Source organism: Solemya velum gill symbiont, from assembly GCF_002020255.1.
Lineage (GTDB): Bacteria > Pseudomonadota > Gammaproteobacteria > Chromatiales > Chromatiaceae.
On the sequence record NZ_MPQG01000011.1, the window covers coordinates 20,723 to 46,433 of the forward strand.

Here is a 25,711-nt window from a genome sequence, read left to right on the forward strand (position 1 = left end):
TCAGAGTTTGAAACCGCGGTGAATAGCGACCACACCACCTGTCAGGTTGTGATAATCACAACGCTCGAAACCCGCATCTTCTATCATCTGCTTGAGCGTTTCCTGGTCAGGATGCATGCGAATCGACTCCGCAAGGTAACGATAGCTGTCAGCATCCTTTGCCACCAACTTGCCCATCAGGGGCAGTGCCTTGAAAGAGTAGAAATCGTAAATCTTCTCAAGCGGCTTGTTGACCGGTTTTGAGAACTCAAGCACCAGCACCCGGCCACCCGGCTTGATGACGCGAAACATCTCGCGCAGCGCCTTGTCCTTGTCGGTCACGTTACGCAGGCCGAAACCGATAGTGACACAATCGAAACTGTTGTCCGGAAATGGAATCTCCTCGGCGTTGATCTGCAGGTATTCAACATTACCGACATGGCCTGAGTCGACCATGCGTTTTCTGCCCTCTTCGAGCATTGCGAGGTTAATGTCGGACATCACCACGCGGCCCTCGGGGCCCACCAGTCCGGCAAAACGAGAGGCAAGGTCTCCGGTGCCCGAGGCAAGATCAAGCACATGCTGGCCGTTTCGAACTGCAGAAAGATCAATCGCAACGTGCTTCCACAGGCGGTGGACGCCGAGCGACATCAGGTCATTCATGATGTCGTAATTCGAGGCGACCGAATCGAACACCTCGCGGACGCGGCCAGCCTTCTCCTCTGCCTTGACAGTCTCGAAGCCGAAATGGGTGGTTTTGTCGCTATTCATGCCTTGCCCCTGCTGGATACCTCTTCAGCCTCAAAGTATACCCAATTACGGCCCGCATGACCCGGTTTCAGGAGTCTGCCTTTCTCTCTTTCCCGGCAGCTTCGAGTTCGGAGAGATACTCTTGCCACATCTCGTCATAGTTAGCGCCCATGGTGTAGAGCGTCTCCCATGAATAGATACCGGTGTTGTGTCCGTCATCAAAATGCAGCGCAACAGCATAATTGCCGACCGGTTCAATACGCTCGATATTGACAGCCTCTTTACCAACCTGCAGCACGCGCTGGTCAGGAGTATGTCCCTGTACTTCGGCTGAGGGCGAATAGACACGCAGAAATTCACACGGCAGCGAGAACTTGTTGCCATCGTCAAATGCAACCTCGAGTACCCGCGACTGACGGTGCAGGTTAAGCTCTGTTGGCATTGGTCTGGACATGATAAAAACCTCGAAAATCGATTCAATGGCGGTATTGTAACGCCATCTTCTGCGGAGATTCCGCAGTGTGTCTGATGTTAAAGGATGTAGCGCGTCAGATCTTCATCCTGCGCCAGCTCGCCAAGACTCTCGTCAACATAGGCCGCATCAATTGTGACACTGACTCCCGCCCTGTCCGAGGCTTCATACGAGAGGCTTTCGAGCAAGCGTTCCAGCACGGTGTGCAGACGGCGTGCACCGATATTCTCTGTCTTCTCGTTAACCTGCCATGCGATCTCGGCAATGCGCTGGATGCCACTCGCTTCGAACTCTACCGAAACACCCTCGGTCTGCATCAGAGCCTGGTACTGCTCTGTCAGGGATGCATCCGGCTCGGTCAGAATACGTGAGAAATCCTCAACACTAAGTGCCGAAAGCTCAACCCGAATCGGCATACGCCCCTGCAGTTCAGGAATCAGGTCAGATGGCTTGGCCAGGTGGAAAGCGCCCGAGGCGATGAAGAGGATGTGATCTGTTTTCACCATGCCCTGCTTGGTGGAGACGGTACATCCCTCGACCAGCGGCAGTAAATCACGTTGCACTCCTTCGCGGGAGACGTCAGCACCACTTGCCTGGGCGCGTGAACAGACCTTGTCGATCTCGTCGATAAAGACAATGCCATGCTGCTCAACATTATCTATTGCCTGCAGCTTCATCTCTTCCTCGTTGACCCGTTTGGCTGCCTCTTCATCCTCAATCAGCCTGAGGGCTTCCTTGATATGCAGCTTGCGCCGTTTTGAACGACCTGAGCCGCCCATGTTCTGGAACATCTCCTGCAACTGGCCGGTCATCTCCTCCATGCCCGGTGGCGTCATGATCTCGACACCGACCTTCTGTGCAGCAACCTCTATCTCGATCTCCTTGTCATCCAGTTCGCCGCGACGCAGCTTGTAACGAAACTTGGTACGTGTCGACGACTCTTCAGGTGTTTCCTGGCTCTCCTGCTCCCATGTCGTGGGGGTGGCTGACGGCAACAGGGCATCAAGCACACGTTCCTCGGCTGCTTCGCGCGCCTTGTCGCGCACTTCTTCCATCGCCACTTCACGTGCCATTTTGGTGGCCGAATCGGCAAGGTCACGAATGATACTGTCAACTTCGCGTCCGACATAGCCAACCTCGGTAAACTTGGTTGCCTCAACCTTGATGAAAGGCGCATTGGCCAGCTTTGCCAGGCGACGTGCGATCTCGGTTTTTCCGACACCGGTCGGACCGATCATTAGAATATTCTTTGGTGTGATCTCGGCACGCATCTCCTCGTCAACCTGTGAACGACGCCAGCGATTTCGCAGAGCAATCGCCACGGCGCGCTTCGCCTCGGCCTGACCAATGATATGTTTATCGAGTTCTGCGACGATTTCGCGGGGAGTAATTTCAGACATGGTACAAATCAGGAGTCCTGGATTTCAAGTTCTTCGATGACGAGATTGTGATTGGTATAGACACAGATATCTGCCGCAATATGCAGCCCCTTCTCGACAATCCCGCGTGCATCAAGCTCGCTGTTGTCTAGCAGGGCACGGGCAGCAGCCTGGGCATAAGCGCCACCGGAACCGATCGCCATGAGGTCGTCTTCCGGCTGAATGACATCACCATTACCGGAAAGAATCAGCGATGCTGAATGATCAGCAACACACAAGAGCGCTTCGAGCTGGCGCAGCATTTTGTCGGTACGCCAGTCTTTTGCCATCTCTACAGCGGCACGCGTCAGGTGCCCCCCATGCTGTTCAAGCTTGCCTTCAAAACGCTCAAACAGGGTAAACGCATCGGCTGTTGCACCGGCAAATCCGGCAATCACACGATCCTTGTAGAGACGGCGCACCTTGCGCGCATTACCTTTCATGACGGTGTTGCCAAGGCTCACCTGGCCATCACCACCGATAACAACTTTGCCGTTTCGACGTACAGATAGGATTGTTGTCCCGCGATATTCAGGCATTAGGAAACCTCTTGTTTCTCTTTGGCCGCAGCATATTCGAATACATCTGAATACATGTGGTCTCGTGACAGCCCTTTATCCGCAAAAGCGTTTGCACACGCCTCGACCATGACCGGCGGACCTGCCATGTAGACATCATAATCGGCAATATCCTCGATGTCTTCAACCACTGCCTCGTGAACGAAGCCCGAACGTCCTTGCCAACCTTCATCCGGTTCTGACAGTACGGGTACAAACTCGACATTAGCATTTTCGTCGGCCCACTTCTGCGGCATATCCGGAAGGTAAAGATCACGACTGGAGCGCACACCCCAGTAAATTTTCATTGGCCGCTTCTCACCGACATACAGGGCGTGTTCGACCATCGCCTTGATCGGCGCAAAACCGGTGCCACCGGCAACAAACAGCATCGGACGGTCTGAGTGTTCACGCAGGATAAACGATCCCAGTGGCGCCTCGATACGCAGTATTGTCTTCTCCTGCAGGGAGTTGAATACAGTCTCGGTGAACTCACCACCCGAAACATAGCGCACATGCAGTTCGATGACTTCATCATCGTGCGGCGCATTGGCGATCGAGAAGGCACGACGGTGGCCGTTCGGCAGGATGATATCAAGGTACTGACCAGCCAGAAAACGAAAACGCTGGCTGTCCGGCAGCTTGAGATGCAGACCCATGACGTCATGGCACAGCTGCTCCATGTGCTCAAGCTTGCATGGCAACGCCTTAACCTCGATCTCCTCGATAGTTTCGAGCACTTCGGCACGAATTGTCACATCCGACAGGGGCTGGGCCTGGCAAGTAAGGCATGCACCCTCCTCATCAGGCATTGCACCCGGGATTCCAAATGGATACTCGACTTCGCCCTCGACCAGGGTAACCGCACAAGAGCCACAACTGCCGCTGCGACACCCATAGGGCAAAATAACATTCTGGTGCAGAGCTGCATCAAGGATGGCTTCACCCTTGTGAACGGTAAATTGCTGCCCATTTGACTCGATTGTGACCTGAAAATCAGACATAAACTTGCTTGAATCCGTAAAAATTGCGAAATTGTCCCGTATTTCGGGCCGAATTAAAACCTAATGACTGCAACGTTAATCGTTGGCTGCGGCGACCTCGGGCGCCGAATTGCCGCAAAACTGCTCCGGCAAGGTGCTTCTGTTACGGGTCTAGTACGCTCAGACAAGAGCGCACAACAACTTGCCCATGAAGGCGTTACGCCTTGCATCGCAGACCTCGACACTGCTATTGCACCCATCAATATCGATGCCAAACACCTGCTCTATCTTGCGCCGCCACCTCCACAGGGGAGTGTCGACACACGCATGCAACATTTTCTCGATGCCGTGTCAGGCACGCCGAAAAGCCTTATCTACTTAAGCACAACTGGCGTCTATGGCGACTGCCATGGAGCATGGATCGACGAAACTGCAACTGTCGCACCCAAAGCCGAGCGTGCAAAGAGACGTCTCGATGCGGAACAGCAGATCAGACAAAAGGCGACACGGGAAGGCTGGCCCCATATCATCATTCGTGTTGCCGGCATCTATGGCCCGAACCGGCTGCCATTACAGCGCCTCGAGAGTCAAGAGCCGCTATTATGTGCCGATCAGGCGCCATTTACCAACCGTATTCATGTCGACGATCTTGCCAGCATCATTCTCGCCCTGGGTGAAAAGGGCCGTAACGGGGAAATCTATAACGTGACTGACGGTCAGCCGGGCAATATGACTGACTATTTCATGCGCGTTGCCGATTTTGCTGGATTACCGCACCCGCCGACAATCAGCATGGCAGAAGCACAGGGGGTGCTCAGCAAGGGTCTGCTGAGCTACCTGAAAGAGTCGCGCCGCCTCTCCAATGCAAAACTGATGGCAGACCTCGAACTCGAACTGGAGTACCCTACGCTTGACGACGGCCTGGCCGCCATATTCAACCGATCACCAGAGGATCTTCAGTGAACCCTTTTTTCTACCAGGCTAAATTTGACATGAGCGCTGCCGCACTGGAGCAACTACCCAGCTGCGAAGATGCCTACGAGGTCGCTTTTGCCGGCCGTTCAAACGCAGGCAAGTCGAGCGCCATCAACACACTGACAAACCAGAAGAGTCTGGCACGCACCAGTAAAACCCCCGGCCGCACCCAGCTGATCAATCTCTTCTCCCTTGATGAGAATCGTCGACTTGTCGATCTGCCCGGGTATGGATTTGCCAAGGTACACAGCTCAATTCGCGAACAGTGGCGTGGATTGTTATCCAATTACATCGAACAGCGTGAGTGCCTCAAGGGCGTCGTAGTCATGATGGATTGCCGCCACCCGATGAAGGATCTCGACATGCAAATGATTGAATGGTGCGTTCATCTCGAACTGCCGGTTCATATCCTGATGACCAAGTCGGACAAGCTCAAAAACGGTCCCGCCACCGCCGCCATGCTCAAGGTTCGCAAGCGCATCGCAGAGTACCCCGATGTCACCGTACAACTCTTCTCCGCACTCAAAAAACGCGGCGTTGATGAAATCCATGCCAAGCTCAACGAGTGGTACAACATACAGGCTGAATGAACTCGCTGACATGACTGAAGAGTGGAAAAAACAGGGATACATCGCTGCGAGACAATTAATCGATAGCGAAACCATCGATTACCTCGCATCTCTGGACGTAGACTCAGGTGATCTAAGCAAACCCAATGAGCTGAAGCGACTGTGGATGACAGATACGCAAGTGCGACAGCTTGCTACCAGCCAAACCATCCGTCACCAGCTGGACTCACTTTTCGAAAACAGCGATTACTATTTATGGGGCGCCCAAATTATTGATCGCGAGCCTGACCAGATCCATCTCTGGCATTCAGACAACGAAACCAGCCGGCCTGAAGGTGGCTTCGTTTCACTCTGGATCGGCATCTCCGGTGTTGATGAGAACAGCACCTTGATGGCGATTCCCGGCAGCCATACATATGGGGTGCCTGTGCAGAAATTCTTTGCCTATGAAGACCCGGCAAGATATGACCCCGATGGCGTGGCCGTACTTGAAAAAGCGCTTGAATACGATTCTGAAGCCAGCATTATGGCCCCATCCTGCAATGATGGAGATGGCATATTCTTTGACGGCCGCTTGTGGCATGGCACTTTCAACCATAACAGGCTTCCACGACGTACCCTGTTACTGCAGTATGGCAAACGTGGCATACCGATCAGGTTCGCTAAGGACTATATGTCTTACCCATTTGTTTATAATGACGGCCATGCAAGTGCCCCTCCAGTGATGCCAGTCCAGGGAAAACCTGACCCCTTGGTCAATCACAATGTTCTGGAAAAGAACGGACAACTGACCTATACGGCAGCATCTATTGCCGTACAGCCTGAACTTGCAAACAAGAAACAGTTGAACTGGGCCGCCTTCCCTTACTTCAACACGCCGACCCGGATTTTCAGAAAGTTCTCGTGTCATGCTTCAGAACTGCTGCCGGGATGCATGCCGCATATGCCACATGATCATGATGACGAGGAGATCCTGCTCGTCCTCTCAGGCACAGCAACCATCTTCATCAACGAACCGGGCAAGGGAGCACTTCGGGCATATCCATCCCTCGCCGGAGATTTTTTCTATTATCCTTCAGGGCAAACACATACGATCTACAACGGCAGTGAAGAACCGATTCAATACCTCATGTTCCGCTGGAGCGCACGGGCAGCGCAATCCAGGCCAGCAAAAACTGTCGGATATAAAAAATCCTTCTATGATGCAGGAAACAATCGGCTTTCAGTCAACCACCAGAGTTCCGGGCTAAAACATCTGCACATGCATTTCACCCGACTGCAACCTGGCCAATCATTCAAGCGGCATGTCGATCAATACGACACTGCAATTATTGTTCTTGAAGGTGAATTAAGCGTACTCAATCAACGACTTGGCCGTGGTGGTGTCTTTTTCATCCGGGCCGGTGAACTGCATAACACGCACAATGAGGGAACAGAGCCGTGCGCCTACCTGGTGTTCGAATTTCATGCTGACACAGCGACAACCATCAAGGCGGTCTGATAAACCGGCCTTTACTTAGTGTGCCTCGTCCCAGTTATCACCAATACCAACATCAACAACAAGCGGTACTTTCAGTTCTGCAGCCTGTGACATTCTGCTGCTGATTTGCTCAACCGCAGAATCGAGCTGGCCTTCAGCAACCTCGAACACAAGCTCGTCGTGCACCTGCATGATCATGCGTACATCAGGCTTGTCATTGCGAATCCAGCCATCAACATCCAGCATTGCCAACTTGATGATATCTGCTGCTGTTCCCTGCATCGGTGCATTGATCGCGGTACGTTCAGATGCTGCACGACGCATGCCGTTGCGTGAATTGATCTCCGGCAGGTAGAGGCGGCGTCCAAACACTGTCTCGACATAACCGTTCTGATGCGCATCGGCACGGATTGAATCCATGAACTCCCGAACGCCCGGGTAGCGTTCGAAATAGAGATCGACATACTCCTGCGCCACAGAGCGCTCAACGCCCAGTTGCTTGGCCAGCCCGAATGCCGACATGCCGTAGATCAGGCCAAAGTTGATCGCCTTGGCAGAACGACGCTGATCAGGTGTCACCTCATCAGGCGTGACACCAAACACCTCTGCTGCAGTGGCACGGTGAACATCCATGTTGTCGGAGAATGCACCCATCAGAGCCTTGTCGCCTGACAGGTGCGCCATGATGCGCAACTCGACCTGCGAGTAGTCAGCAGCCACCATGCGATAACCATCCTCAGGCACAAATGCCTGACGAATTCTGCGTCCCTCTTCGGTGCGCACAGGGATGTTCTGCAAGTTTGGATCCGATGAACTGAGGCGTCCGGTCGCAGCCACTGCCTGATGATACGAGGTGTGTACCCTGCCAGTGTCGGGATCAACCATCTCCGGCAGCTTGTCTGTATAGGTTGAGCGTAACTTGGCAAGACCGCGGTGCGACAGGATCACCTGCGGAAGCTCATGTCCCTGCTCGGCCAGTTCCTGCAACACGGACTCTGCTGTCGATGGTGCCCCCTTGGGAGTCTTGGAGATTACCGGCAGTTCGAGTTCCTCGAAGAAGATCTGCCCAATCTGCTTGGGTGATCCCATATTGAAGGAGCGTCCTGCAATTTCGTACGCCTGCTCCTCGAGCTTGTGCATACGGGTTGCCAGTTCGCCGCTCTGCTTGACCAACATCGCCGAATCTATGCGCACACCTGTGCATTCGATGCGCGACAGCACAGGCACGAGTGGAATTTCGATTGTTTCGAAAACCGATTTAGGGCCACTCTCTGCGGAAAGTTTTGGCCAGATCGCCTGATGCAGGCGCAATGTAATGTCGGCATCTTCCGCTGCATAGGGAGCAGCCTGCTCCAGCGGCACCTGGTCAAATGTCAGTTGCTTTGCACCCTTGCCGGCAACCTCTTCATACTTGATTGTTTTGAGGTTCAGGTAGGTCTGCGCAAGCGAATCCATGTCATGCCGTGTCGCGGTCGAGTTGAAGACGTAGGATTCAAGCATGGTGTCATAGGCAACACCCTGCAGGTTAATTCCGGCATTCGCCAGTATGTTCATGTCATATTTGAGATGCTGCCCCACCTTGGCGATGTTCGCATCCTCGAGCAACGGCTTGAGAGTCGTCAGCACCATCTCCCGGTCGAGCTGATCCGGTGCACCCGGGTAGTTGTGGGCAACGGGAATATAGCAGGCCTCTCCCGCCTCGACTGAAAACGACAGGCCGACAATTTCTGCCTGCATATAGTCGAGACTGGTGGTTTCCGTATCAATACAAATCAGCTCGGCACTGGAGAGCTTTTCGAGCCAACGCTCAAAATCATCCTGTGTCAGAATGGTTTCATATTTCAGCTCTGCAGGTGCTTCAGCCTCGGGCGTCTCTGCATCTGCCACTCCAGCCTCTTCATCAAGCGTTGCCAGCAGGCGGTTTGATTCAATGTGCCGATACCACTCACGCAGTTTTTGCGTATCTGCTGGTGTGGCAACAAGATCGGGAATCGACTCGTGCAATTTCACATCTGTCTTGATCGTGGTGAGTTCACGCGACAGCGGTATCTGCTCCATTGAGGCACGCAGGCTTTCACCAATCTTGCCCTTGATGCTGTCAGCATTGGCAAGCAGGTTATCAATGTCACCAAACTCAGACAGCCACTTGGCAGCAGTCTTGGGGCCACACTTTGGCACGCCGGGAATATTGTCCGAGGTATCGCCAACCAGTGCCAGGTAATCGATGATCTGCTCAGGTGCGACACCGAACTTGTCGATCACACCCTGGCGGTCGCTTTTTGTCTCCGACATGGTGTTAACCAGGGTGACGTGATCGCTAACCAGCTGTGCGAGATCCTTGTCGCTGGTGGAGATCACCGTCTCAACACCATCACGCGTTGCTTCTGCAGCAAGCGTTCCAATCACGTCATCTGCCTCTACACCAGACTCGATAATCACTGGCAGGCCCATGGCACGAATGATCTCGTGCAACGGCTTTATCTGCTCACGCAGGTCATCCGGCATCGGTGGGCGATTGGCCTTGTATTCTGCGTAGAGATCGTTGCGAAAGGTTTTACCCGGCGCATCGAAAACAACGCCGATATTACTCGGCTGGTAGTCGGCAATCAGCTTGCGCAACATGTTAATCACACCAACCAGCGCACCTGTCGCCTCGCCTTTCGAATTCGTCAGTGGCGGCAATGCATGGTAAGCGCGGAACAGGTAGGAGGAGCCATCGACCAGTACCAGTAGTGGTTTTTGTTCACTCATGAGGAGGTTAATACTGCCAGAAGATTATTGAGACGTTCACGCGGCACCTCGCCAACAACTGTTGCAACCAGTTTGCCGGCACGATCAAAAACAGCCGTAAAGGGAAGTCCACCGTTTTTATTACCCAGAGATTTGGACAAGGTCATACTGTCCGGATTTCCCATGAGTATCTCATAGCCAATCTCTTTCTCCGTGATGAATGTTTCGACATCTGCCTGGTTATCAATTGCGATACCCACAAATTTCACGCCGGCTTCTTCGTATTCATCTTGCAAAGCATCGAACATCGGCATTTCAGCAGTGCATGGCGGACACCAGGTTGCCCAGAAGTTGAGTACCACCACATTATCCTGCCACTCGCTGCTACTGTGCAGTTCACCCTTAAGGTCAGACAATGAAAATTCAGGCATGTATTGACCGAACAGCTTGATCGTCAGCGTATCGAATCCCCTCTGCAGGGAACCATTCTGCTGCATCACACCCAGGCCAATACCTGCACCCAGTGCGACAATCAGCAATCCGGCCAACAGCCCATGTTTTTTCACTGCAGTCACATGCCCGCCGCGTTCAGACGTTCGAGCAACTGGTCGACGGTCACGTTACCGATCATGCGATAGTTGCACAGCTCGGTACCCTCCGCATCAAACAGCAGTATTGTCGGTGGTGCCACCAGGCCAAACTCATCCATCAGCTCGGTGTTGGAAGTAACATCAGCCTGCAGCAGCAGTTTGCCCTCGAACTTCTCCTGCACCAGCGGGTGCGGGAAGATTTCGCGTTCCATGGTTTTACAATAGACACACCAGTCGGCATAGAAATCGAGCACGACCGGCTTGCCTGCCGCACGCGCTGCAGCCAGTTCGGCATCAAGCTGCTCCACGGTAGTAATTCGCTTGAACTCCACATGCTCTGTATGAACCAGTGGCTGCAATGGATCATCCTTGCCGCTGGCAGCGCCGATCAGAACAACGGCACCCCAGGCAATAAAGGCGATACCGAGGGCTTTCCACAGTTTGCGCCATCCGGAAGCGCCTTCAGGCAACTGCTCAAGTGCGCCCATGTAGATTGCCGATGCAATCAGCAACAGCCCCCACAGGATCATCGGCAGGTAAGCAGGAATAAAGGTCGGTGCGAGACGTTCCAGCATGGTGATACCGATCGCCAGCATGACAACGCCAAAGACAGCCTTGACCGCATCCATCCAACCGCCTGCACGAGGCAACAGCTTGCCTGCCGAGGCACCAAGTGCCAGCAGCGGCAGACCCATACCGATCGACATGACAAACAGGGCTGTTCCGCCAAGTACCACGTCACCAGTCTGGCTGATATAGGCAAGCGAAGCTGCCAGTGGCGGTGCAACACATGGTCCGACAATGAGTGCCGAGAGGAAACCCATGATGGCAACGCCAGTATAGCTACCGCCTTTCTGCTTGTTGCTGAACTCGGTCAGCTTGCTCTGCAGGCTGGAAGGCAGCTGCAGTTCATAAAAACCGAACATTGACAGCGCCAGCAACACAAACAGTCCGGCAAACAGTGAGAGTGCGATCGGGCTTTGCAGCGCGACCTGCAGGTTCTCACCCGACTTGGCTGCGATGATACCTGCCAAAGTGTAGGTAACCGCCATCGCCAATACGTAGATCACCGAGAGCATGAAGCCCTTCGCCGGCGTCATCTTTCCGCTATGCCCGGTAATGATTCCTGACAGGATCGGAATCATCGGGAAGACACATGGTGTCAGCGACAAGAGCGCACCGATGATGAAAAACGACAGGATAATCGTCCAGAACCCCTTGTTGCCAAACGTGGCATTGGCACCTGAAACATCATCGCACAGCGGCCCCATTGGTTTGACATCGACTGTTTGAGGAACAGGGGTCGGTTCAACCGGCTGAGCCACCGCTGCCATTGATGCATCAGCTGTCGAGAAAGGAAAGCTCAGCTGTTTTTTCTGTGGCGGGTAGCAGATACCAATCTCTGCACACCCCTGGTAACCGGCATTCAGTACAACGGGATCATTACTCACGCGATTGAGCGGTACATCGACAGTCACTAAACCGTGGTAGACATCCAGTTCGCCTTCGGTACCATCCGGTGCCAGTCCCCACTTTTTCTCTGGAGCCGGAAAAGTGAATTCTCCTGCCGTTGCGCCACCGCTGACGGCAAGCTTCATCTTGTCGGCATAGAGGTAAATGCCATCTGCCACGTTCCAGTTCACGCGCAACGTGCTGTCATCGACAAGCTGCGCATCAAAATTGAACGCCTGTTCTGGCGGCAACAAATCATCATCAAAACCGAGTGAATCACCAATAGCGGCGATCTCTTGTACCGGGTCATTCGCAGGTGCAGCCTGTGCGGGCGTAGCAAGCGCTGCAAGCACCACAGGGAACACCTTGCGCTGTGGCGGATAACAGAGACCCTTTTCTGCACAACCCTGGTAGGTGACGCGCACCTCGGCATCTCCACTGCCCTGCTCCACCGGCAGGCTCGCGATCAATGCATGGTAATAAACCTCGGTGTTTCCGAAATTGGGATCGTTCTTGGTCTTGGATTCAGGCAGCTGCGGTTCGCCCAGCACCACGCCGTAAGTCAGGCTTTCAAACTTGAGCTTGTCGCGATAGAGATAATAGCCGTCAACGATTTGCCAGCGTGCCTCGAGCCGTCCATCAACCTCGACAAGGTCTGCCTTGAACGCCTCGTCGGGCATCAGGAATTCGTCCTCCTCAAACAGCGCAAAGGCCGAGGTGGACATCAATGCCACACCAGCTGCAAGCAGTAAAGTCAGGACTTGGTAAGCTCGTTTGTAATCCACGTTAAATACTCCGGGTGACCGGCCGCGACCGGGACACCTATTATTTCTGGGAGATCATAGGGGTGCTGCGCCATAATCGCCTCCCTGAGGGATTCAAAATGCGCAACATCACTCTTGATCAGCAGCAAAATCTCATCATCATGTTCTATCTGACCCTGCCAGCGGTAAATCGATTGCACCTGCGGCAATATATTGACGCAAGCGGCAAGCCGCCGTTCAACCAGCATCTCTGCAATTGTTTCAGCAACACCCTTGTCAGGGCATGTACAGTAGACGATCAGCTTCATCAGCGAGACAATGCTCTTGTAATTCTTTTATAGCGGCCCTATTTTAGGGCTAATAACGGCTGCGCGTCCATGACAACCGAAATCGGCCGTAGCCATCCATTCAACTGACACCAGAAAAGCCCCTATGCCCCTACTCTTCCTGCTGTTTTTTGTTGCCGTTCCCGCAACTGAACTCTACATTATGATAGAGGTCGGTAGCGAGATTGGTGCTTTTGCGACCATCTGGCTGGTCATCCTGACAGCCGTCATCGGTGGCTGGCTGGTTCGCCAGCAAGGCATTTCGACCATTTTCCGTATGCGCCAGCAACTCGATCAGGGTGAGGCCCCGGCATTCGATATGCTGCAGGGCATCCTACTTGCGGTCGCTGGCATCTCCCTTCTGCTGCCGGGTTTCGTCACCGACACCATCGGCTTTCTGCTGCTGATACCACCATTGCGCCACCTTCTTGTTTTGCGCTGGCTGAAAAATAGTCAAATCATCACACCGGCAGGTGAAAAACCGGATGTCACCATCATTCGCGAAGAGATTCGATACTCACGTGAGGGTGATATTATCGAGGGCGAATTCAAAAGGAACGGTCAGGATGACAGCAAGCCACAAAGTTAAACCGTACGTAAAGAAATCCTTGAAAAAGAGAGTCAGCGCAGCACTCCTGCTGACTGCCTGCACACTCCAGCCAGCCCTGCTCCAGGCAACCGAAGAGAAACCTGCTGTACAGCCAGATGCCATTGCAACTCCGAAGCTGACCGTTGTTCCAGCCACACCGGGCTCGCAGGAAGAGATGGTTCTGAAAGCCCTTGTTGGTTCACTGAAATCTGCACATGGCGTCCCGCGCGAACTCTCCCTGCAGGTCGGCAAGCCGATCGAGGCTGTACGCAAAGGTGAAATCATAGAAGTTGCCTTGCTCGACACCCGACTTACTGATCCCGCAGGAAATGGCATTCAATTCGGCGATTTTGTCTACCGGACAACACCCGGTGAAGATGAAAAATTCAGCTATCAGCTCACAATTCCGTCCCAGTGGATCATCCTCGACAAGGGCAAGCCACTGCTGACAGTCGATATTGCCGATCAACATTGTAATGGAAGCTATTGGCAACTACTCAGCACAGGTACGGATTGCCGCCTTGAATCAATCACCGTACAGACTATTGAAAAGATAAATCTCCGCAAGGGGCCCTACCTGACAATCAACTCTGTCAGTTTCCAGCAGGCAGTCACAGAGCAGGATGGTGTGATCGGTGGAAAATCAGATTTCAATGCCAGCGGAATCCACTTCGATAGCGGCAGTGGCCAGCAAGTGGAAGTGGAAAAAATCATCTCCAACGCAAGCCTTGAGAAATTTTCACTCCCTCTGTTGCTTTCGCTGATGGAGCAGATGGATGCATTAGTGAATATTGAGCAGGAAGAGCTGGACAAGGCAGAGAATCAGAAACTGGTTCTCAACTACATTCTTGGCCTCTTGCGCACGGCATCCGGTTCCTCCCTGACATCCGATGGCCGCATTGTGAACCTGACTTACAGCGAGGATGGTCTGCAAGTTGCCAGCCTGGATGAGATTGGTAGCCTGGCGAGTTACACAGGACAAGAAGAACTCAGTGATCTGCGCGGGAGCTTCCATTTCAGGAATCTCCACCTTTCCCTGCCGCAAGTTACAGCCGAACTGCAGCCCATCAGCCTGCAGCTGGATATAACCGTGGCCAGGTTGCCGCTGATACGCTTTCTTGAGAGCCTGGCAACACTCCTCCCGGTTGGTGAAAGCGACCGCCAACTGATTGGCCAGTTGCTGCAGAAAATCCTTCTGCAACAGCCCCCGCTATTAAAAATCAACAAGTTACAAATTGCTGGTGGTAAATTTGACCTGCAGTTCATTGGCACGGTCGAACCCCTGCTGCCGCCTGACAGCGATCCAAAACAGTTTCTTGCCAACAGCGACACGCCACTCGATTTTCTCGACGGACACCTCAAGGGAACGATCAACGAACTCGACTTTATCTCCACCCAGGCCGCGCAAAGGTCGCAGCAGCAGCCCGAGCTGATGCAAGTGGTGCTGGTAACGTCACTCATCAGGGGGTTCGGCGAGGCGATCGAAAAGGACCAGTATGCCTACGATATTGTCTTCTCCCCCGAGAAGGGCCTCGTCATTAACGGCAAGGATATGTCGATGCTGCTGATGGGTCTTCAGGCACCACAACCCTAAATTAGCCACGATTCGGGCTTGACCTGAGAAATTTTGCCCCTATTATTAGCACTCACAATTAACGAGTGCTAACAGCACACGACTTGTTTTAACCACAAACTAATAAGTTTCAGGAGATGTCCTCAATGAACATTCGTCCTTTACATGATCGCGTCGTCGTACGCCGCATGGAAGAAGAACGCACCAGCGCAGGCGGTATCGTGCTGCCAGACAGCGCTACAGAAAAACCTGCCGAAGGCGAAATCCTCGCTGTTGGCAACGGCAAAATCCTTGATAGCGGCGAAGTCCGCGCCCTCGACGTTAAAGTCGGCGACAAGATTCTGTTCGGCAAATACTCGGGCACCGAAGTGAAGGTTGACGGTGAAGAAGTACTCGTGATGCGCGAAGAAGACATCATGGGCGTTATCGAAGGCTAAGCAAACTTAATTCCACAGGATATTTCAAATGAGTGCAAAAGAAGTACGTTTTGGCGACGACGCTCGCCACAGAATGCTGGCAGGTGTTAACGTCCTCGCCAATGCTGTAAAGGTTACCCTTGGCCCGAAAGGCCGCAACGTTGTTCTCGAAAAGAGCTTCGGCGCGCCAACCATCACCAAGGACGGCGTCTCGGTCGCTAAAGAGATCGAGCTGACTGACAAGTTCGAAAACATGGGTGCACAGATGGTTAAAGAGGTCTCTTCACAGACTTCTGATATCGCCGGTGACGGTACCACTACCGCAACCGTTCTCGCCCAGGCAATGGTTCGCGAAGGCCTCAAGGCAGTTGCTGCCGGTATGAACCCGATGGATCTGAAGCGCGGCATCGACAAGGCAACTGCTGCTGCAATCGAAGAGTTGCGTAACCTCTCAAAGCCATGTGAAACCGAAGATCAGATCGCACAGGTTGGTTCAATCTCTGCGAACTCCGACACCTCCATCGGCAACATCATTGCCGATGCGATGGGCAAGGTTGGCAAAGAAGGCGTTATCACTGTTGAGGAAGGTTCAGCACTGGAAAACGAGCTGGATGTCGTTGAAGGCATGCAGTTTGACCGTGGCTACCTCTCTCCTTACTTTATCAACAACCAGGAAGCACAGAATGTTGAAATGGAAGATCCCTTCATCCTTCTATTCGACAAGAAGATCTCCAACATCCGTGACCTGCTTCCCGTACTGGAAGCCGTTGCCAAGGCAAGCCGTCCTCTGCTGATTATCGCAGAAGATGTTGAAGGCGAAGCACTGGCGACCCTGGTAGTTAACACCATTCGTGGCATCGTCAAGGTTGCTGCAGTCAAGGCACCGGGTTTCGGTGACCGCCGTAAGGCAATGCTGCAGGATCTAGCCATCCTCACCGGTTCTACCGTGATCTCTGAAGAGGTTGGCCTGACTCTCGAGAAAGCAACTCTTAACGAGCTGGGTACTGCCAAGCGCATTATCATCACCAAGGAAGAGACCACTGTTATCGACGGTGCCGGTGTCGAGAATGACATCAAGTCACGCGTTGAGCAGATTCGCGCACAGATCGAAGAGACTTCTTCAGATTACGACCGCGAAAAGCTGCAGGAACGTGTTGCCAAGCTGGCCGGCGGTGTTGCCGTCATCAAGGTTGGTGCTGCGACTGAAGTTGAAATGAAAGAGAAAAAAGCACGTGTTGAAGATGCGCTGCATGCAACCCGCGCTGCTGTTGAAGAAGGCATCGTCCCGGGCGGTGGTGTTGCCCTGGTTCGCGCACTCAGTGCAATCTCCGGCCTGACTGCCGATAACCACGACCAGGATGTCGGTATCAAACTGGCACGTCGTGCAATGGAAGAGCCTCTGCGCCAGATCGTTTCTAACGCAGGCGGCGAGCCTTCAGTTGTTCTCAACAATGTTGTAAACGGCGAAGGTAACTACGGCTTCAACGCTGCAAATGGCGAGTACGGCGACATGGTCGACATGGGTATTCTTGACCCGACCAAGGTCACCCGCTCTGCTCTGCAGAACGCTGCTTCCGTTTCAGCCCTGATGATCACCACCGAGGCGATGGTTGCCGAGGAGCCTCAGGAAGAAGCACCGGCTGCAGCCGGCGGCGGCATGGATCCCATGGGTGGAATGGGAGGCATGGGCGGCATGATGTAATTTAAGCCCCGGGAGCGGGTCTGGAGTCTGTCTTGATCTTGAGCACCATCCCTCGCCCCTGGAACTTAAATACAGATTCATGGCTGCACAATGCCGTACAAAAAAGCCCCGCAAATGCGGGGCTTTTTTATGCAGGAAAAATGGCTAATTCAATCAGCCACTTTCATCTCTGAAATTAATCGCAATCAGGCTCGGGCTCGGGCTCGCCTTCCTTTTTAGCTGCTGCCTCGCCTTCCTTCGCTGCTTCACCTTCCTTTGCCTTGTCACCTGTACCGGTCATATCTTTAGCGGTATCAGCAGCAGCGCCCATGGCACCTGCCATGGTATCAGCCATTTTACTCATTGGATCAGCCGCAAAAGACGCTCCTGAGATCAGCAGGGCAAACAACAGAGCGAGTGTAGCGCTTAAAACTTTATTCATTCTCAAATCCTCTCCATATACAACATGGTATTAAAAAAATTATGGCCGTTACTTCCGTCGGCTCCCGATGCGAAATCCCACATCAGGGATGCATTGTTCTGGGTTATTATTAGTCAACACTATTATTACGAAGCAGATGCAGAATAATGTCAAGCCACCCTCGCCTCGATAGCTACCTGGAAGAATGGAAAAACTCGACAACTCACGCACACCTTGCTGCAGATCCCGACTTCAACTCTTCACTTGAGACGGTTCTTGCAGGCAGTGAATACGTGCTCGCTCAACTGGAACGAAACCAGGCGCTGCTCGATGCCTTGATCGATGGAGAACTGATCCTCAAGCCTCGTTCCCAGCAACAGATGGACGACTCCCTTGCAGAGGCACTGTCTGAAGTAGACAGTGAAGATCAACTCAACCAGGTTCTCAGACAGTTTCGCCACCGCCACATGATTCACATCATCTGGCGCGACCTCGGCATGTCGGCAGACCTCAATGAAACCCTTGAGTCGCTGTCAGCACTGGCTGATGTCTGCATACAGCAGGCCGCACGTGTTCATTACAAGTGGCTCGTAGAGAAACATGGAGTCCCGCGTGACGAGAACGGAATACAGCAGCACCTGGTTGTCATCGGCATGGGCAAGCTTGGCGCCCGTGAACTCAACATGTCCTCGGATATCGACCTGATCTACACCTATCCGCATCGAGGTCAGACCGATGGCGATCGCTCACTCGACAACGAGACTTTCTTCACCCGCCTGTGCCAAAAACTGACCCAGGCACTCAATAGCCAGACGATTGACGGCTTCGTCTTCCGTACCGATACACGCCTGCGCCCCTACGGCGATTCAGGCCCATTGGCGCCCAGTTTTGATTTCATGGAGATCTACTACGAATCACAGGCACGTGAGTGGGAGCGCTACGCAATGATCAAGGCACGCATCATCTATTCAGAAGATGGTGCAGGCCAGGAACTGATGACCATGCTCAGGCCTTTTGTCTATCGCCGCTATCTCGACTTCGGTGCAATCGAATCCCTGCGCAGTATGAAACAGATGATCAGCGACAACCTCAAAATGAAAGGTATGCGCGACAATGTCAAACTCGGCCCCGGTGGTATCAGGGAGATCGAATTTATCGGCCAGGTATTCCAGCTGATGCGCGGTGGACGTGATCCGGAACTTCAGATTCGTCCTATCCAGCAGGTTCTCGAACGACTTGCCGAGAAAGAGCTGGTTCCTCATGCTGCTGCAGATGACCTGCTGCAGGCATACCGTTTCCTGCGCCTGACCGAAAACCGCATCCAGGCGTGGCGCGACGAGCAGACACACCTGCTACCCGAAGACCAGGAGGGTTTGCAACGTCTCGCTACCCTGATGCAGTTCGATTCGGTTTCTGCCTTTATCGAAACACTCTCCATGCATCGTAACCGCGTGCAGCAGCAATTCGAGGCACTCTTCAACGCAGACACCACGGAAGAGGAACCGGAGGATGCACCCCTGGCGCGCCTGTGGCGTAATGCAATTGACGATGAGCAGCGCATCCCGCTGCTGGAATCAATCGGCTGTAAAGAGGCGCAGGCTGCCGACGACGCCATCAGAAAATTGCAGGAGAGTCGCACACTACACGCTGCCGGACCGCGCGGTAGCGACCTGATTGCTGAAATCGTCCCGCACATGCTGGGGTTGGCGCTGCCGCTCGAGAATTCAGCGGAAACGATTGAGCGACTGGGTCTCATCCTCGAAACAATTGCTCGCCGAACCACCTATCTTGCGCTGCTAAAGGAAAACATCTCGGCCATGCAGGGACTGGTCAAACTACTCTCTGCCAGCCCATGGTTCGTCCACTGGATCAGCCGCCAGCCGATTCTGCTCGACAGTCTCATCGATCCGCGTCAGCTGTATCAACCATTAACCAGGGCAGATCTGAAAGAGGAACTCGAACAACAGCTCGTCACGGTCAGCGGTGACCTCGAACAGGAGATGGAGGTATTACGGCAGTTTGTCGCAACCAACCGTTTACGTGTTGCGGCTGCGGATGTCAGTGAAATCGTGCCGCTGATGATCGTCAGTGACTACCTCACCGAAATTGCCGAGGTCACACTTGAAGCCGCACTCGATCTCGCCTGGCGTGATATGACAGAACGTCACGGCAAACCCTCGGATACCGGTGACGGGTACGGATTCGTGATTATTGCCTACGGAAAACTTGGCGGCATTGAACTCGGCTATGGTTCGGATCTCGACCTGGTGTTTCTGCATAACTCCTCACCCAACAGCATGACCGACGGCAAACGCCAACTGGCTGCCGAGAATTTCTATGCACGCCTTGCGCAACGCCTGATTCATATCATGACGACACGCACACCCTCTGGCCAACTCTACGAAATCGACATGCGCCTGCGCCCAAACGGCAACTCGGGGCTATTGGTCACTTCACTGTCGGCATTTGAAAAATATCAGCACAACAATGCATGGACATGGGAGCACCAGGCACTGGTACGTGCCCGCCCGGTTGCCGGTGACCCCGGCCTGGTTGACTCTTTCGCCACGATTCGTCAAAAAATCCTTTGTGAAGAACGGGATGCCGACGCCTTGCGGGAAGAGGTCATCAAGATGCGCGAAAAAATGCGCGACAGCCTCGACAAAAGCAGTGACGACTGTTTTGACGTTAAGCAAGGGCGTGGAGGAATCACAGATATCGAGTTTATCGTGCAGCACATGATCCTGCGCTGGGCCAGCCAGCACCCTGAACTGTGCCAGTACAGCGACAATATCCGTCAACTGGAGTCGCTGGATCATTCACAACTGCTTCCTGATCAATGGGGTGAGCGCCTCAGCGGCCTCTACCGTGCATTGCGGGCACATGCACACCGCAGTGCGCTGATGGAAAAAAAGCCGATTGTCGGCATTGACCAACTGGCACAGGAGCGCAAGCTGGTTGCAGAGGCCTGGCAGCTCTTCATGCTGGAATAAGAGAGTCTCACAAGAGGCCGGGAGAATGGGTTAGAATAGCCCCAATTTCTGACTCACGAACTCTATTCCACACGGAATCAGCGGAACCAAAATGCATTGCTGGATCTACAAAAGCAGCCGTAAGCAGGAGATGTACCTCTACCTTGCAGACCAGGATGGCTATGACGACCTGCCCGAACCCTTGCGGCAGGGCTTCGGTAAACCTTCACTGGTTATGAACCTTGAACTGGGTTCTGACAGAAAACTCGCACGTGTCGATGCCGGACAAGTTCTGGAGGCGCTGCGCGTACAGGGCTACTTCCTGCAGATGCCGCCTGATCTTGAACCTGATATGGATTATGGAGACCGCCCTTGAGTCGCACTACCTGGCTGATTGTTGCCTTTTTTATCGTACTGGCGGCTGTCCTGATATTCAGCAGCGGACAGGATAGACCCCTTGAAACAACCACACGTACTGACTTGCCGTGGCTGATCACAACACATGACGATGGCAGCAGCACAGTGCTCGACATCCACCTCGGACATACGGATCTCAAGGGTACAGTCGATAAATTTGGCTCCCCTGAGGGCATTGCGCTGTTTGCGCAGGGTGAAAAGCCGGGTGCCCTGGAAGTCTATTTCGGTAAAGTCAGTTTTGGCCCGTTGACAGCCAAAGTCGTAGTCAACCTGGCAGCCTCTGATGACGAAAAGATCGCCATGCTGGAACGTGCCGTCTCAAGACAAGGCGCATCCGGCAGTGATGCACGCTTTACACTCTCAGAAGAGGACCAGCAGAAGGCGATATCGCGGATTGTTGAGGCAATCACCTATATTCCGTCTTATGGTGGTCTCGAGGCAGACTTTTTCCGTGAGCGCCTTGGCGAACCGGCAGCATGGAAATTGGAAGACGAAGAGCGCGTACTCTGGTTTTACCCGGACAGGGGAGTGTCACTACTGCTCGACGCTGATGGAAAAGAGGTGTTTCAGTACGATCAGCCACGCAACTTTGTTCTCCCTGAAGGAACTGAGACAGGCAAAGAGTAACTGTCAGCCGTTTCGAATCAGATTGTCCAGCTGTGCCATCGCTGCATCCCAGTCATCTCCCTGGTTCCCGTTCTGCGCCATCAACTCCATCAGCTGGTATGCAAATTGACGCTCCTCCTCCGACAGGTCGCGCAGCTTGTTTAGCTTGAAAAGACAGCCCGCCTGCTCATATTGCATGGTAGAGGCCAATGCATAGAGCGTCAGCGTACCGGCCGAATGTGCACTATTCTGTGCCATGCTGACCAACTGCTGAAGTACGTCATTTGTTTCTGGCATATGGGCTCCATGTACGCCTTATTGAAAGGGATGAAACAATCATAATACCGGCACAGCCCCGCTGAAAACAATTCATCCAAAAATCCTGTTACACTTGAACGAAATCATGTCAATTCTTTATGTTGGAGGAGAATATGGATTCAAAGCTGATTGCACTGGTGACTGCCATATCAACACTCACCGGTACAGCTGTAATGGCCGCCGACTGTACCCTGCCTATGTCACAGGGCGAACAGCGCTATCATCAGGAACAGATGTCCCGCCTTTCCGGAAGCGCACGCCAGGCTTATAGCGACGGACTCTACCCGCAACTGCGTCAACGTGCCGAGAACTGCGGCTGGTCACTACCCGAGCAGCCACCATGGAATGATTCTGCAGCTGCTGGTTCCACACCACCGGGCAAGCCGAGCAAAGAACGTGCTGCAATGAGAGCCGAGATGGAAAAAGCACATGCGGACATGCGTTCACGCATGGAGCAGGCAAAAGCAGAAATGGAAGCACGCCGCCAACAACAGGCAAAGCAGCATGAAGAGATGAGAGAGCAGGTGCGCAAGGAGGCCGATCAGCTGAAGCAGGAAGCTGAGCAGCAACGTGCACAGCATCAAGCTGAAGCAGAAGCGCGCCGCAAGCAAGCAGAGCAGCCGGCAGCACCTGAAGCCGCTTCAACTACCGCTGAAACCCCCGAAGCTGCAGCTGATACAGCACAGCCACAAGCTGAACCTCAGCAGAGTAGCGTAGCAGCAAGTGCAGCTCCCGAAGCAGTGGCTCCAGAGACAACTGCCCCCGAGACTGCCGCCAGCACACCTGCCACAGAAGAAGCACCCAGCGCTGAAACCGCTCCGGCCGAGACAACACCAGCCGAGGGAAGAGATGCTCACAGAGCTGAAATGCAGGCACGCATGAAGGCGCATCGTGAAGCCATGCAGAAACAGATGCGGGACCAGCATGCTGCCATGCGCAAGCGTATGGATGCCGCTATCGACAACCTGCCTTCAGCCCCCATGATGGAACAACCTCCGGCTCTTGCGAGCCAGCCAGAAGCTGACGCATCAAAAACACCTGCAAGTTCACAGCCACCACAACCTGCTCCGATGGCAATGCAGCCACCAGCACCTTATGCCCAACCACAGGGACCCTATGCTCCACCGCCCCGCTGGTAAGCATATTTCAGCAAACTAAAAAGCCGCGTTTAAACGCGGCTTTTTTTGAAGCCGGGTATTCCTACTTGCCATGTAAATACTCATGGTCACTGAAAGTAGATACCCACTCGGGCTTCAATCCCACCAGCACCGTCATTATCCATCCATTCAGCACCGCCTCGGGAAACAGCATCAGAGGAATCCAGATAACAAACCCGTTCCACAATGACTCATATGGAACACCCGACAGAAACAACAGGCTTACAGTACACGCCGCGGCACTCATCATGGAAATGGCACCCGTAAAGAATGCATTAAAAAAGATATAGATAAAAAAGTGCTTCGGCAGCAGCGAGCGCACCAGTACCAGCAGAAACCAGGTCATCATCACCGGCACCAGAATGGAGACCAGGCTGGAGGGAAGAAATGCAAGCCACTCGCCTTGTTGTGTCAGGATCAGACCGGCAAGCACCAGGGAACCACCAATAATAGCGAACTGCCAGCCCACCATCAGGGTAAGGGAGGTCATTGCCGAGAGATGAAAGACCGCACCGCCTTCAATTTCTGTTCCCAACATCCAGAGAAACAGCATGCCGACTAACGTGGCGAAATAGGTATTCGAATTTTCACGCACCATGAGTTTTTGCCATGGGGCATAGCGAACAGCTGCGTAGAGCATCAGCAAGTAGAGCAAGCCGCAGGCGACAAGCAGTTGTGGAAGAAGCTGCTCACTGGATAGATACATATATTTATTTTATCAGCAGACTCTGCAAAGCGTATTGAGATTATAGGTGAACGTTGATTATTAAAATGACTGATACCGGCCAATAGCGGTCATTGATTCAACTGTGCTATTTTTTTGTGTGACTTTCTGGCACATTGAGCAGTGACTATGCTTCTTTTTACCGTGTTAAGAAAAGGGAAAGCGCAGCAAGCAATTACTTGTTCCGTTGGTAAATATTTACTCATATGCCTACAAACCTTTTGTCCGGGATTCAAGCCACTGAGAACCTGTTTACATATGATATTGCTCCATTAATAGTTTATAATTTGCTTTATGGTTAAGGGCAAACCCGCTCGAAAGACGGGGACGCAAAGCCACCGGCCTGTGATGAAATGATTATTTGGTAGCGGGGTTACCCAATTGCAGTGAAACCTTGACTCAAGGCTCACTACAATTAAGGCTATTAATGCATTACAGGGGAAATAATACAATGAAAAAGAGTCTACTTGCTGCCATGATCGCTGCTGTAGTTGCCGCTCCGGCAGCAAATGCAAGCGTTACAATTTATGGCAAGATCCATGCCTCCATCGATATGATTGACTATAGTCACAGTCGCGATACTATTGACGATATTGATGCGTGGTACGTTGTCAGTCGAGCATCCCGCATCGGTTTCAAAGGCACCGAAGACCTCGGTAACGGCATGAGCCTCATCTGGAAAGCAGAAACTGGTTACGACATCACTGATGGGGATGCATGGGGTGGTGGCCGTAACGCCTATATAGGCCTTGCTGGCGACTGGGGTACTTTCCTCTACGGTAACCACGATACCCCGCTGAAAATTTCTACCGGAAAACTCGATCTCTTCGGAGATCAGCTAGGTGATTACAACTGGTCAGCAGGGCCCGAGGGCGCACTGTTGGGTCCGGGATTTCATGATGTCCGTGCAGAAAATGCGATTGCCTACATTTCTCCGAACATGAACGGATTGACCTTTGCGGCGGCCATCGTTCCGGGTGAAGGACTGGACTACGATGTCCACGGGGGTGGTCCTGACTATACTGGTCCCCACACACAGAATGGTCTTGCCGATTCCTATTCTGTCGCTGCCATGTACAGCAACAACGGGCTTCATCTCTCTGCCGGCTATGAGAACCTGATGGCAGGAACCTATTACGATACGCTCTTTAGTAAGATCAGTCCGTCACTCTCTTCTTTGGAACTCATACTTAGAGAGCATGACGATGACATGCAGGTTTGGCGTGTGGGTGCTGGCTATACCATGAATGCTTTTACTGTTAATTTCGTTTATGAGAACCAGCAGTTTGATGATGTCGGAATCTGGAGAAGAAATTACAGTGTGATTAATCCACGTTCAGAATATGAGGCCGACGCTTGGCAGGTTTCCGCTGCTTATGATTTCGGCAACAATCGTATCAAGCTCGCTTACGGTGAGAACGATGCAGACGTTGTCACTGAAAGCGGTCCGATCAGCGGTAAGTCCCAGCACTGGACATTAGGGCTAGATCACAAACTGAGTAAACGTACCATGGCATACGCTCAGTATGCTCACGCTGAATCCGATGCAGATTATGAAGCCGACGGACGAGATTATAGTATGGACGAGGAGACCTCCGGTTTTAGTATTGGCTTAGTCCATAGTTTCTAACTTGATGGATTCTACATAGATGTAAAGACGAGACCTTCGGGTCCCGTTTTTCATGTTAACAAATGACCGCTGTGGGTCGGAAGCAGCCAATCAGGAGTGAGTTATTTAGAAATTAACTTAATTAACCGATTAGAGATTAGGTACTTTCCAGTATCCAATCAC

24 protein-coding genes and 1 riboswitch are annotated in these 25,711 nt (G+C 52.9%); of the genes, 12 read left to right on the forward strand and 12 right to left on the reverse strand.

What is annotated here, in order from left to right; translation table 11 throughout:
- The 5 genes from ubiE to BOW06_RS08545 all read right to left on the reverse strand — a co-directional run bounded on the left by ubiE (nucleotide 1) and on the right by BOW06_RS08545 (nucleotide 4,180).
- Entirely contained in the window at nucleotides 1-750 is a 750-nt protein-coding gene (gene ubiE, locus BOW06_RS08525; RefSeq protein ID WP_043116077.1) for a bifunctional demethylmenaquinone methyltransferase/2-methoxy-6-polyprenyl-1,4-benzoquinol methylase UbiE, read from the reverse strand.
- A 67-nt stretch (nucleotides 751-817) separates the two neighbouring features.
- Nucleotides 818-1,183, reverse strand: coding sequence for a gamma-butyrobetaine hydroxylase family protein (locus tag BOW06_RS08530; RefSeq protein WP_043116079.1), 366 nt, complete (start codon nucleotides 1,181-1,183; stop codon nucleotides 818-820).
- Nucleotides 1,184-1,260: 77 nt separating this feature from the next.
- Nucleotides 1,261-2,601, reverse strand: coding sequence for an ATP-dependent protease ATPase subunit HslU (gene hslU / locus BOW06_RS08535; RefSeq protein WP_078454645.1), 1,341 nt, complete (start codon nucleotides 2,599-2,601; stop codon nucleotides 1,261-1,263).
- A gap of 8 nt (nucleotides 2,602-2,609) precedes the next feature.
- A complete protein-coding gene (hslV, locus tag BOW06_RS08540) occupies nucleotides 2,610-3,158 on the reverse strand; it encodes an ATP-dependent protease subunit HslV (RefSeq protein ID WP_043116082.1) in 549 nt (182 codons plus the stop codon).
- The gene (locus tag BOW06_RS08545) at nucleotides 3,158-4,180 is read right to left on the reverse strand and encodes a CDP-6-deoxy-delta-3,4-glucoseen reductase (RefSeq protein ID WP_078455122.1); all 1,023 of its coding nucleotides are present in this window, start codon (nucleotides 4,178-4,180) and stop codon (nucleotides 3,158-3,160) included. The genes hslV and BOW06_RS08545 overlap by 1 nt, the downstream gene beginning before the upstream one ends.
- A 63-nt stretch (nucleotides 4,181-4,243) precedes the next feature.
- Between BOW06_RS08545 and BOW06_RS08550 the strand changes: the two genes are divergently transcribed.
- Genes BOW06_RS08550 through BOW06_RS08560 form a run of 3 tightly spaced genes read left to right on the forward strand, consistent with a single transcriptional unit; the run spans nucleotide 4,244 to nucleotide 7,204 of the window.
- On the forward strand, nucleotides 4,244-5,122 hold the full coding sequence (locus tag BOW06_RS08550; protein WP_043116084.1) for an SDR family oxidoreductase: 879 nt from the start codon (nucleotides 4,244-4,246) through the stop codon (nucleotides 5,120-5,122).
- Nucleotides 5,119-5,724: a ribosome biogenesis GTP-binding protein YihA/YsxC gene (gene yihA / locus BOW06_RS08555; protein ID WP_043116086.1), complete on the forward strand. Its 606-nt coding sequence runs from the start codon at nucleotides 5,119-5,121 to the stop codon at nucleotides 5,722-5,724. The genes BOW06_RS08550 and yihA overlap by 4 nt, the downstream gene beginning before the upstream one ends.
- On the forward strand, nucleotides 5,684-7,204 hold the full coding sequence (locus BOW06_RS08560) for a cupin domain-containing protein (RefSeq protein WP_162181088.1): 1,521 nt from the start codon (nucleotides 5,684-5,686) through the stop codon (nucleotides 7,202-7,204). The genes yihA and BOW06_RS08560 overlap by 41 nt, the downstream gene beginning before the upstream one ends.
- A 15-nt stretch (nucleotides 7,205-7,219) precedes the next feature.
- Here the strand turns inward: BOW06_RS08560 and polA are convergent, their stop codons facing one another.
- Genes polA through cutA form a run of 4 tightly spaced genes read right to left on the reverse strand, consistent with a single transcriptional unit; the run spans nucleotide 7,220 to nucleotide 13,027 of the window.
- Nucleotides 7,220-9,934 carry a DNA polymerase I gene (gene polA / locus BOW06_RS08565; protein WP_078454647.1) on the reverse strand — a complete coding sequence of 905 codons (2,715 nt, stop codon included), beginning with the start codon at nucleotides 9,932-9,934 and terminating at the stop codon, nucleotides 7,220-7,222.
- Nucleotides 9,931-10,479 (reverse strand): TlpA family protein disulfide reductase, encoded by a 549-nt coding sequence (locus BOW06_RS08570; protein ID WP_143556039.1) that lies wholly within the window; start codon nucleotides 10,477-10,479, stop codon nucleotides 9,931-9,933. The genes polA and BOW06_RS08570 overlap by 4 nt, the downstream gene beginning before the upstream one ends.
- 5 nt (nucleotides 10,480-10,484) lie before the next feature.
- A complete protein-coding gene (locus BOW06_RS08575; protein WP_043116090.1) occupies nucleotides 10,485-12,740 on the reverse strand; it encodes a protein-disulfide reductase DsbD in 2,256 nt (751 codons plus the stop codon).
- The gene (gene cutA / locus BOW06_RS08580) at nucleotides 12,710-13,027 is read right to left on the reverse strand and encodes a divalent-cation tolerance protein CutA (RefSeq protein ID WP_043116092.1); all 318 of its coding nucleotides are present in this window, start codon (nucleotides 13,025-13,027) and stop codon (nucleotides 12,710-12,712) included. The genes BOW06_RS08575 and cutA overlap by 31 nt, the downstream gene beginning before the upstream one ends.
- A gap of 124 nt (nucleotides 13,028-13,151) precedes the next feature.
- Here cutA and BOW06_RS08585 point away from each other — a divergent pair, with 124 nt between their 5' ends.
- From BOW06_RS08585 to groL, 4 genes are all read left to right on the forward strand, one after another.
- Nucleotides 13,152-13,634: an FxsA family protein gene (locus BOW06_RS08585; protein WP_043116093.1), complete on the forward strand. Its 483-nt coding sequence runs from the start codon at nucleotides 13,152-13,154 to the stop codon at nucleotides 13,632-13,634.
- A gap of 19 nt (nucleotides 13,635-13,653) precedes the next feature.
- The gene (locus BOW06_RS08590; protein WP_143556193.1) at nucleotides 13,654-15,228 is read left to right on the forward strand and encodes a hypothetical protein; all 1,575 of its coding nucleotides are present in this window, start codon (nucleotides 13,654-13,656) and stop codon (nucleotides 15,226-15,228) included.
- Between the two features lie 125 nt (nucleotides 15,229-15,353).
- A complete protein-coding gene (gene groES, locus BOW06_RS08595) occupies nucleotides 15,354-15,644 on the forward strand; it encodes a co-chaperone GroES (RefSeq protein WP_043116096.1) in 291 nt (96 codons plus the stop codon).
- A 28-nt stretch (nucleotides 15,645-15,672) separates the two neighbouring features.
- Entirely contained in the window at nucleotides 15,673-17,325 is a 1,653-nt protein-coding gene (gene groL, locus BOW06_RS08600; RefSeq protein WP_043116097.1) for a chaperonin GroEL, read from the forward strand.
- Nucleotides 17,326-17,500: 175 nt separating this feature from the next.
- Here groL and BOW06_RS08605 read toward each other — a convergent pair whose 3' ends face one another.
- On the reverse strand, nucleotides 17,501-17,746 hold the full coding sequence (locus BOW06_RS08605) for a hypothetical protein (RefSeq protein WP_043116098.1): 246 nt from the start codon (nucleotides 17,744-17,746) through the stop codon (nucleotides 17,501-17,503).
- Between the two features lie 146 nt (nucleotides 17,747-17,892).
- On the opposite strand from BOW06_RS08605, the gene glnE reads away from it, so the two are divergent.
- From glnE to BOW06_RS08620, 3 genes are all read left to right on the forward strand, one after another.
- On the forward strand, nucleotides 17,893-20,718 hold the full coding sequence (gene glnE, locus BOW06_RS08610) for a bifunctional [glutamate--ammonia ligase]-adenylyl-L-tyrosine phosphorylase/[glutamate--ammonia-ligase] adenylyltransferase (RefSeq protein ID WP_043116100.1): 2,826 nt from the start codon (nucleotides 17,893-17,895) through the stop codon (nucleotides 20,716-20,718).
- Nucleotides 20,719-20,809: 91 nt separating this feature from the next.
- Complete coding sequence (locus BOW06_RS08615) at nucleotides 20,810-21,073, forward strand: YcgL domain-containing protein (RefSeq protein ID WP_043116101.1); 264 nt, start codon at nucleotides 20,810-20,812, stop codon at nucleotides 21,071-21,073.
- Nucleotides 21,070-21,741: a hypothetical protein gene (locus tag BOW06_RS08620; RefSeq protein WP_043116103.1), complete on the forward strand. Its 672-nt coding sequence runs from the start codon at nucleotides 21,070-21,072 to the stop codon at nucleotides 21,739-21,741. The genes BOW06_RS08615 and BOW06_RS08620 overlap by 4 nt, the downstream gene beginning before the upstream one ends.
- A 3-nt stretch (nucleotides 21,742-21,744) precedes the next feature.
- On the opposite strand, the gene BOW06_RS08625 is transcribed toward BOW06_RS08620, so the two are convergent.
- A complete protein-coding gene (locus BOW06_RS08625) occupies nucleotides 21,745-22,017 on the reverse strand; it encodes a hypothetical protein (protein WP_043116105.1) in 273 nt (90 codons plus the stop codon).
- Nucleotides 22,018-22,151: 134 nt separating this feature from the next.
- Between BOW06_RS08625 and BOW06_RS08630 the strand changes: the two genes are divergently transcribed.
- Nucleotides 22,152-23,177 (forward strand): hypothetical protein, encoded by a 1,026-nt coding sequence (locus BOW06_RS08630; protein ID WP_078452642.1) that lies wholly within the window; start codon nucleotides 22,152-22,154, stop codon nucleotides 23,175-23,177.
- A 61-nt stretch (nucleotides 23,178-23,238) separates the two neighbouring features.
- Here the strand turns inward: BOW06_RS08630 and BOW06_RS08635 are convergent, their stop codons facing one another.
- Nucleotides 23,239-23,901 (reverse strand): energy-coupling factor ABC transporter permease, encoded by a 663-nt coding sequence (locus BOW06_RS08635; protein WP_078452643.1) that lies wholly within the window; start codon nucleotides 23,899-23,901, stop codon nucleotides 23,239-23,241.
- A 311-nt stretch (nucleotides 23,902-24,212) separates the two neighbouring features.
- Nucleotides 24,213-24,300, forward strand: a riboswitch (cyclic di-GMP riboswitch).
- A 70-nt stretch (nucleotides 24,301-24,370) separates the two neighbouring features.
- Between BOW06_RS08635 and BOW06_RS08640 the strand changes: the two genes are divergently transcribed.
- Nucleotides 24,371-25,549, forward strand: a complete 1,179-nt coding sequence (locus tag BOW06_RS08640) for a porin (RefSeq protein ID WP_043116109.1) — start codon at nucleotides 24,371-24,373, stop codon at nucleotides 25,547-25,549.
- The last annotated feature ends 162 nt before the right edge of the window (nucleotides 25,550-25,711 follow it).

Bases quoted from the DNA above. Each gene is read 5' to 3' on its own strand.
- ubiE (WP_043116077.1), bottom strand. From the start codon at position 750: ATGAATAGCGACAAAACCACCCATTTCGGCTTCGAGACTGTCAAGGCA.
- BOW06_RS08530 (WP_043116079.1), bottom strand. From the start codon at position 1,183: ATGTCCAGACCAATGCCAACAGAGCTTAACCTGCACCGTCAGTCGCGG.
- hslU (WP_078454645.1), bottom strand. From the start codon at position 2,601: ATGTCTGAAATTACTCCCCGCGAAATCGTCGCAGAACTCGATAAACAT.
- hslV (WP_043116082.1), bottom strand. From the start codon at position 3,158: ATGCCTGAATATCGCGGGACAACAATCCTATCTGTACGTCGAAACGGC.
- BOW06_RS08545 (WP_078455122.1), bottom strand. From the start codon at position 4,180: ATGTCTGATTTTCAGGTCACAATCGAGTCAAATGGGCAGCAATTTACC.
- BOW06_RS08550 (WP_043116084.1), top strand. From the start codon at position 4,244: ATGACTGCAACGTTAATCGTTGGCTGCGGCGACCTCGGGCGCCGAATT.
- BOW06_RS08560 (WP_162181088.1), top strand. From the start codon at position 5,684: ATGCCAAGCTCAACGAGTGGTACAACATACAGGCTGAATGAACTCGCT.
- polA (WP_078454647.1), bottom strand. From the start codon at position 9,934: ATGAGTGAACAAAAACCACTACTGGTACTGGTCGATGGCTCCTCCTAC.
- cutA (WP_043116092.1), bottom strand. From the start codon at position 13,027: ATGAAGCTGATCGTCTACTGTACATGCCCTGACAAGGGTGTTGCTGAA.
- BOW06_RS08585 (WP_043116093.1), top strand. From the start codon at position 13,152: ATGCCCCTACTCTTCCTGCTGTTTTTTGTTGCCGTTCCCGCAACTGAA.
- groES (WP_043116096.1), top strand. From the start codon at position 15,354: ATGAACATTCGTCCTTTACATGATCGCGTCGTCGTACGCCGCATGGAA.
- groL (WP_043116097.1), top strand. From the start codon at position 15,673: ATGAGTGCAAAAGAAGTACGTTTTGGCGACGACGCTCGCCACAGAATG.
- BOW06_RS08605 (WP_043116098.1), bottom strand. From the start codon at position 17,746: ATGAATAAAGTTTTAAGCGCTACACTCGCTCTGTTGTTTGCCCTGCTG.
- glnE (WP_043116100.1), top strand. From the start codon at position 17,893: ATGTCAAGCCACCCTCGCCTCGATAGCTACCTGGAAGAATGGAAAAAC.
- BOW06_RS08615 (WP_043116101.1), top strand. From the start codon at position 20,810: ATGCATTGCTGGATCTACAAAAGCAGCCGTAAGCAGGAGATGTACCTC.
- BOW06_RS08625 (WP_043116105.1), bottom strand. From the start codon at position 22,017: ATGCCAGAAACAAATGACGTACTTCAGCAGTTGGTCAGCATGGCACAG.
- BOW06_RS08630 (WP_078452642.1), top strand. From the start codon at position 22,152: ATGGATTCAAAGCTGATTGCACTGGTGACTGCCATATCAACACTCACC.
- BOW06_RS08635 (WP_078452643.1), bottom strand. From the start codon at position 23,901: ATGTATCTATCCAGTGAGCAGCTTCTTCCACAACTGCTTGTCGCCTGC.
- BOW06_RS08640 (WP_043116109.1), top strand. From the start codon at position 24,371: ATGAAAAAGAGTCTACTTGCTGCCATGATCGCTGCTGTAGTTGCCGCT.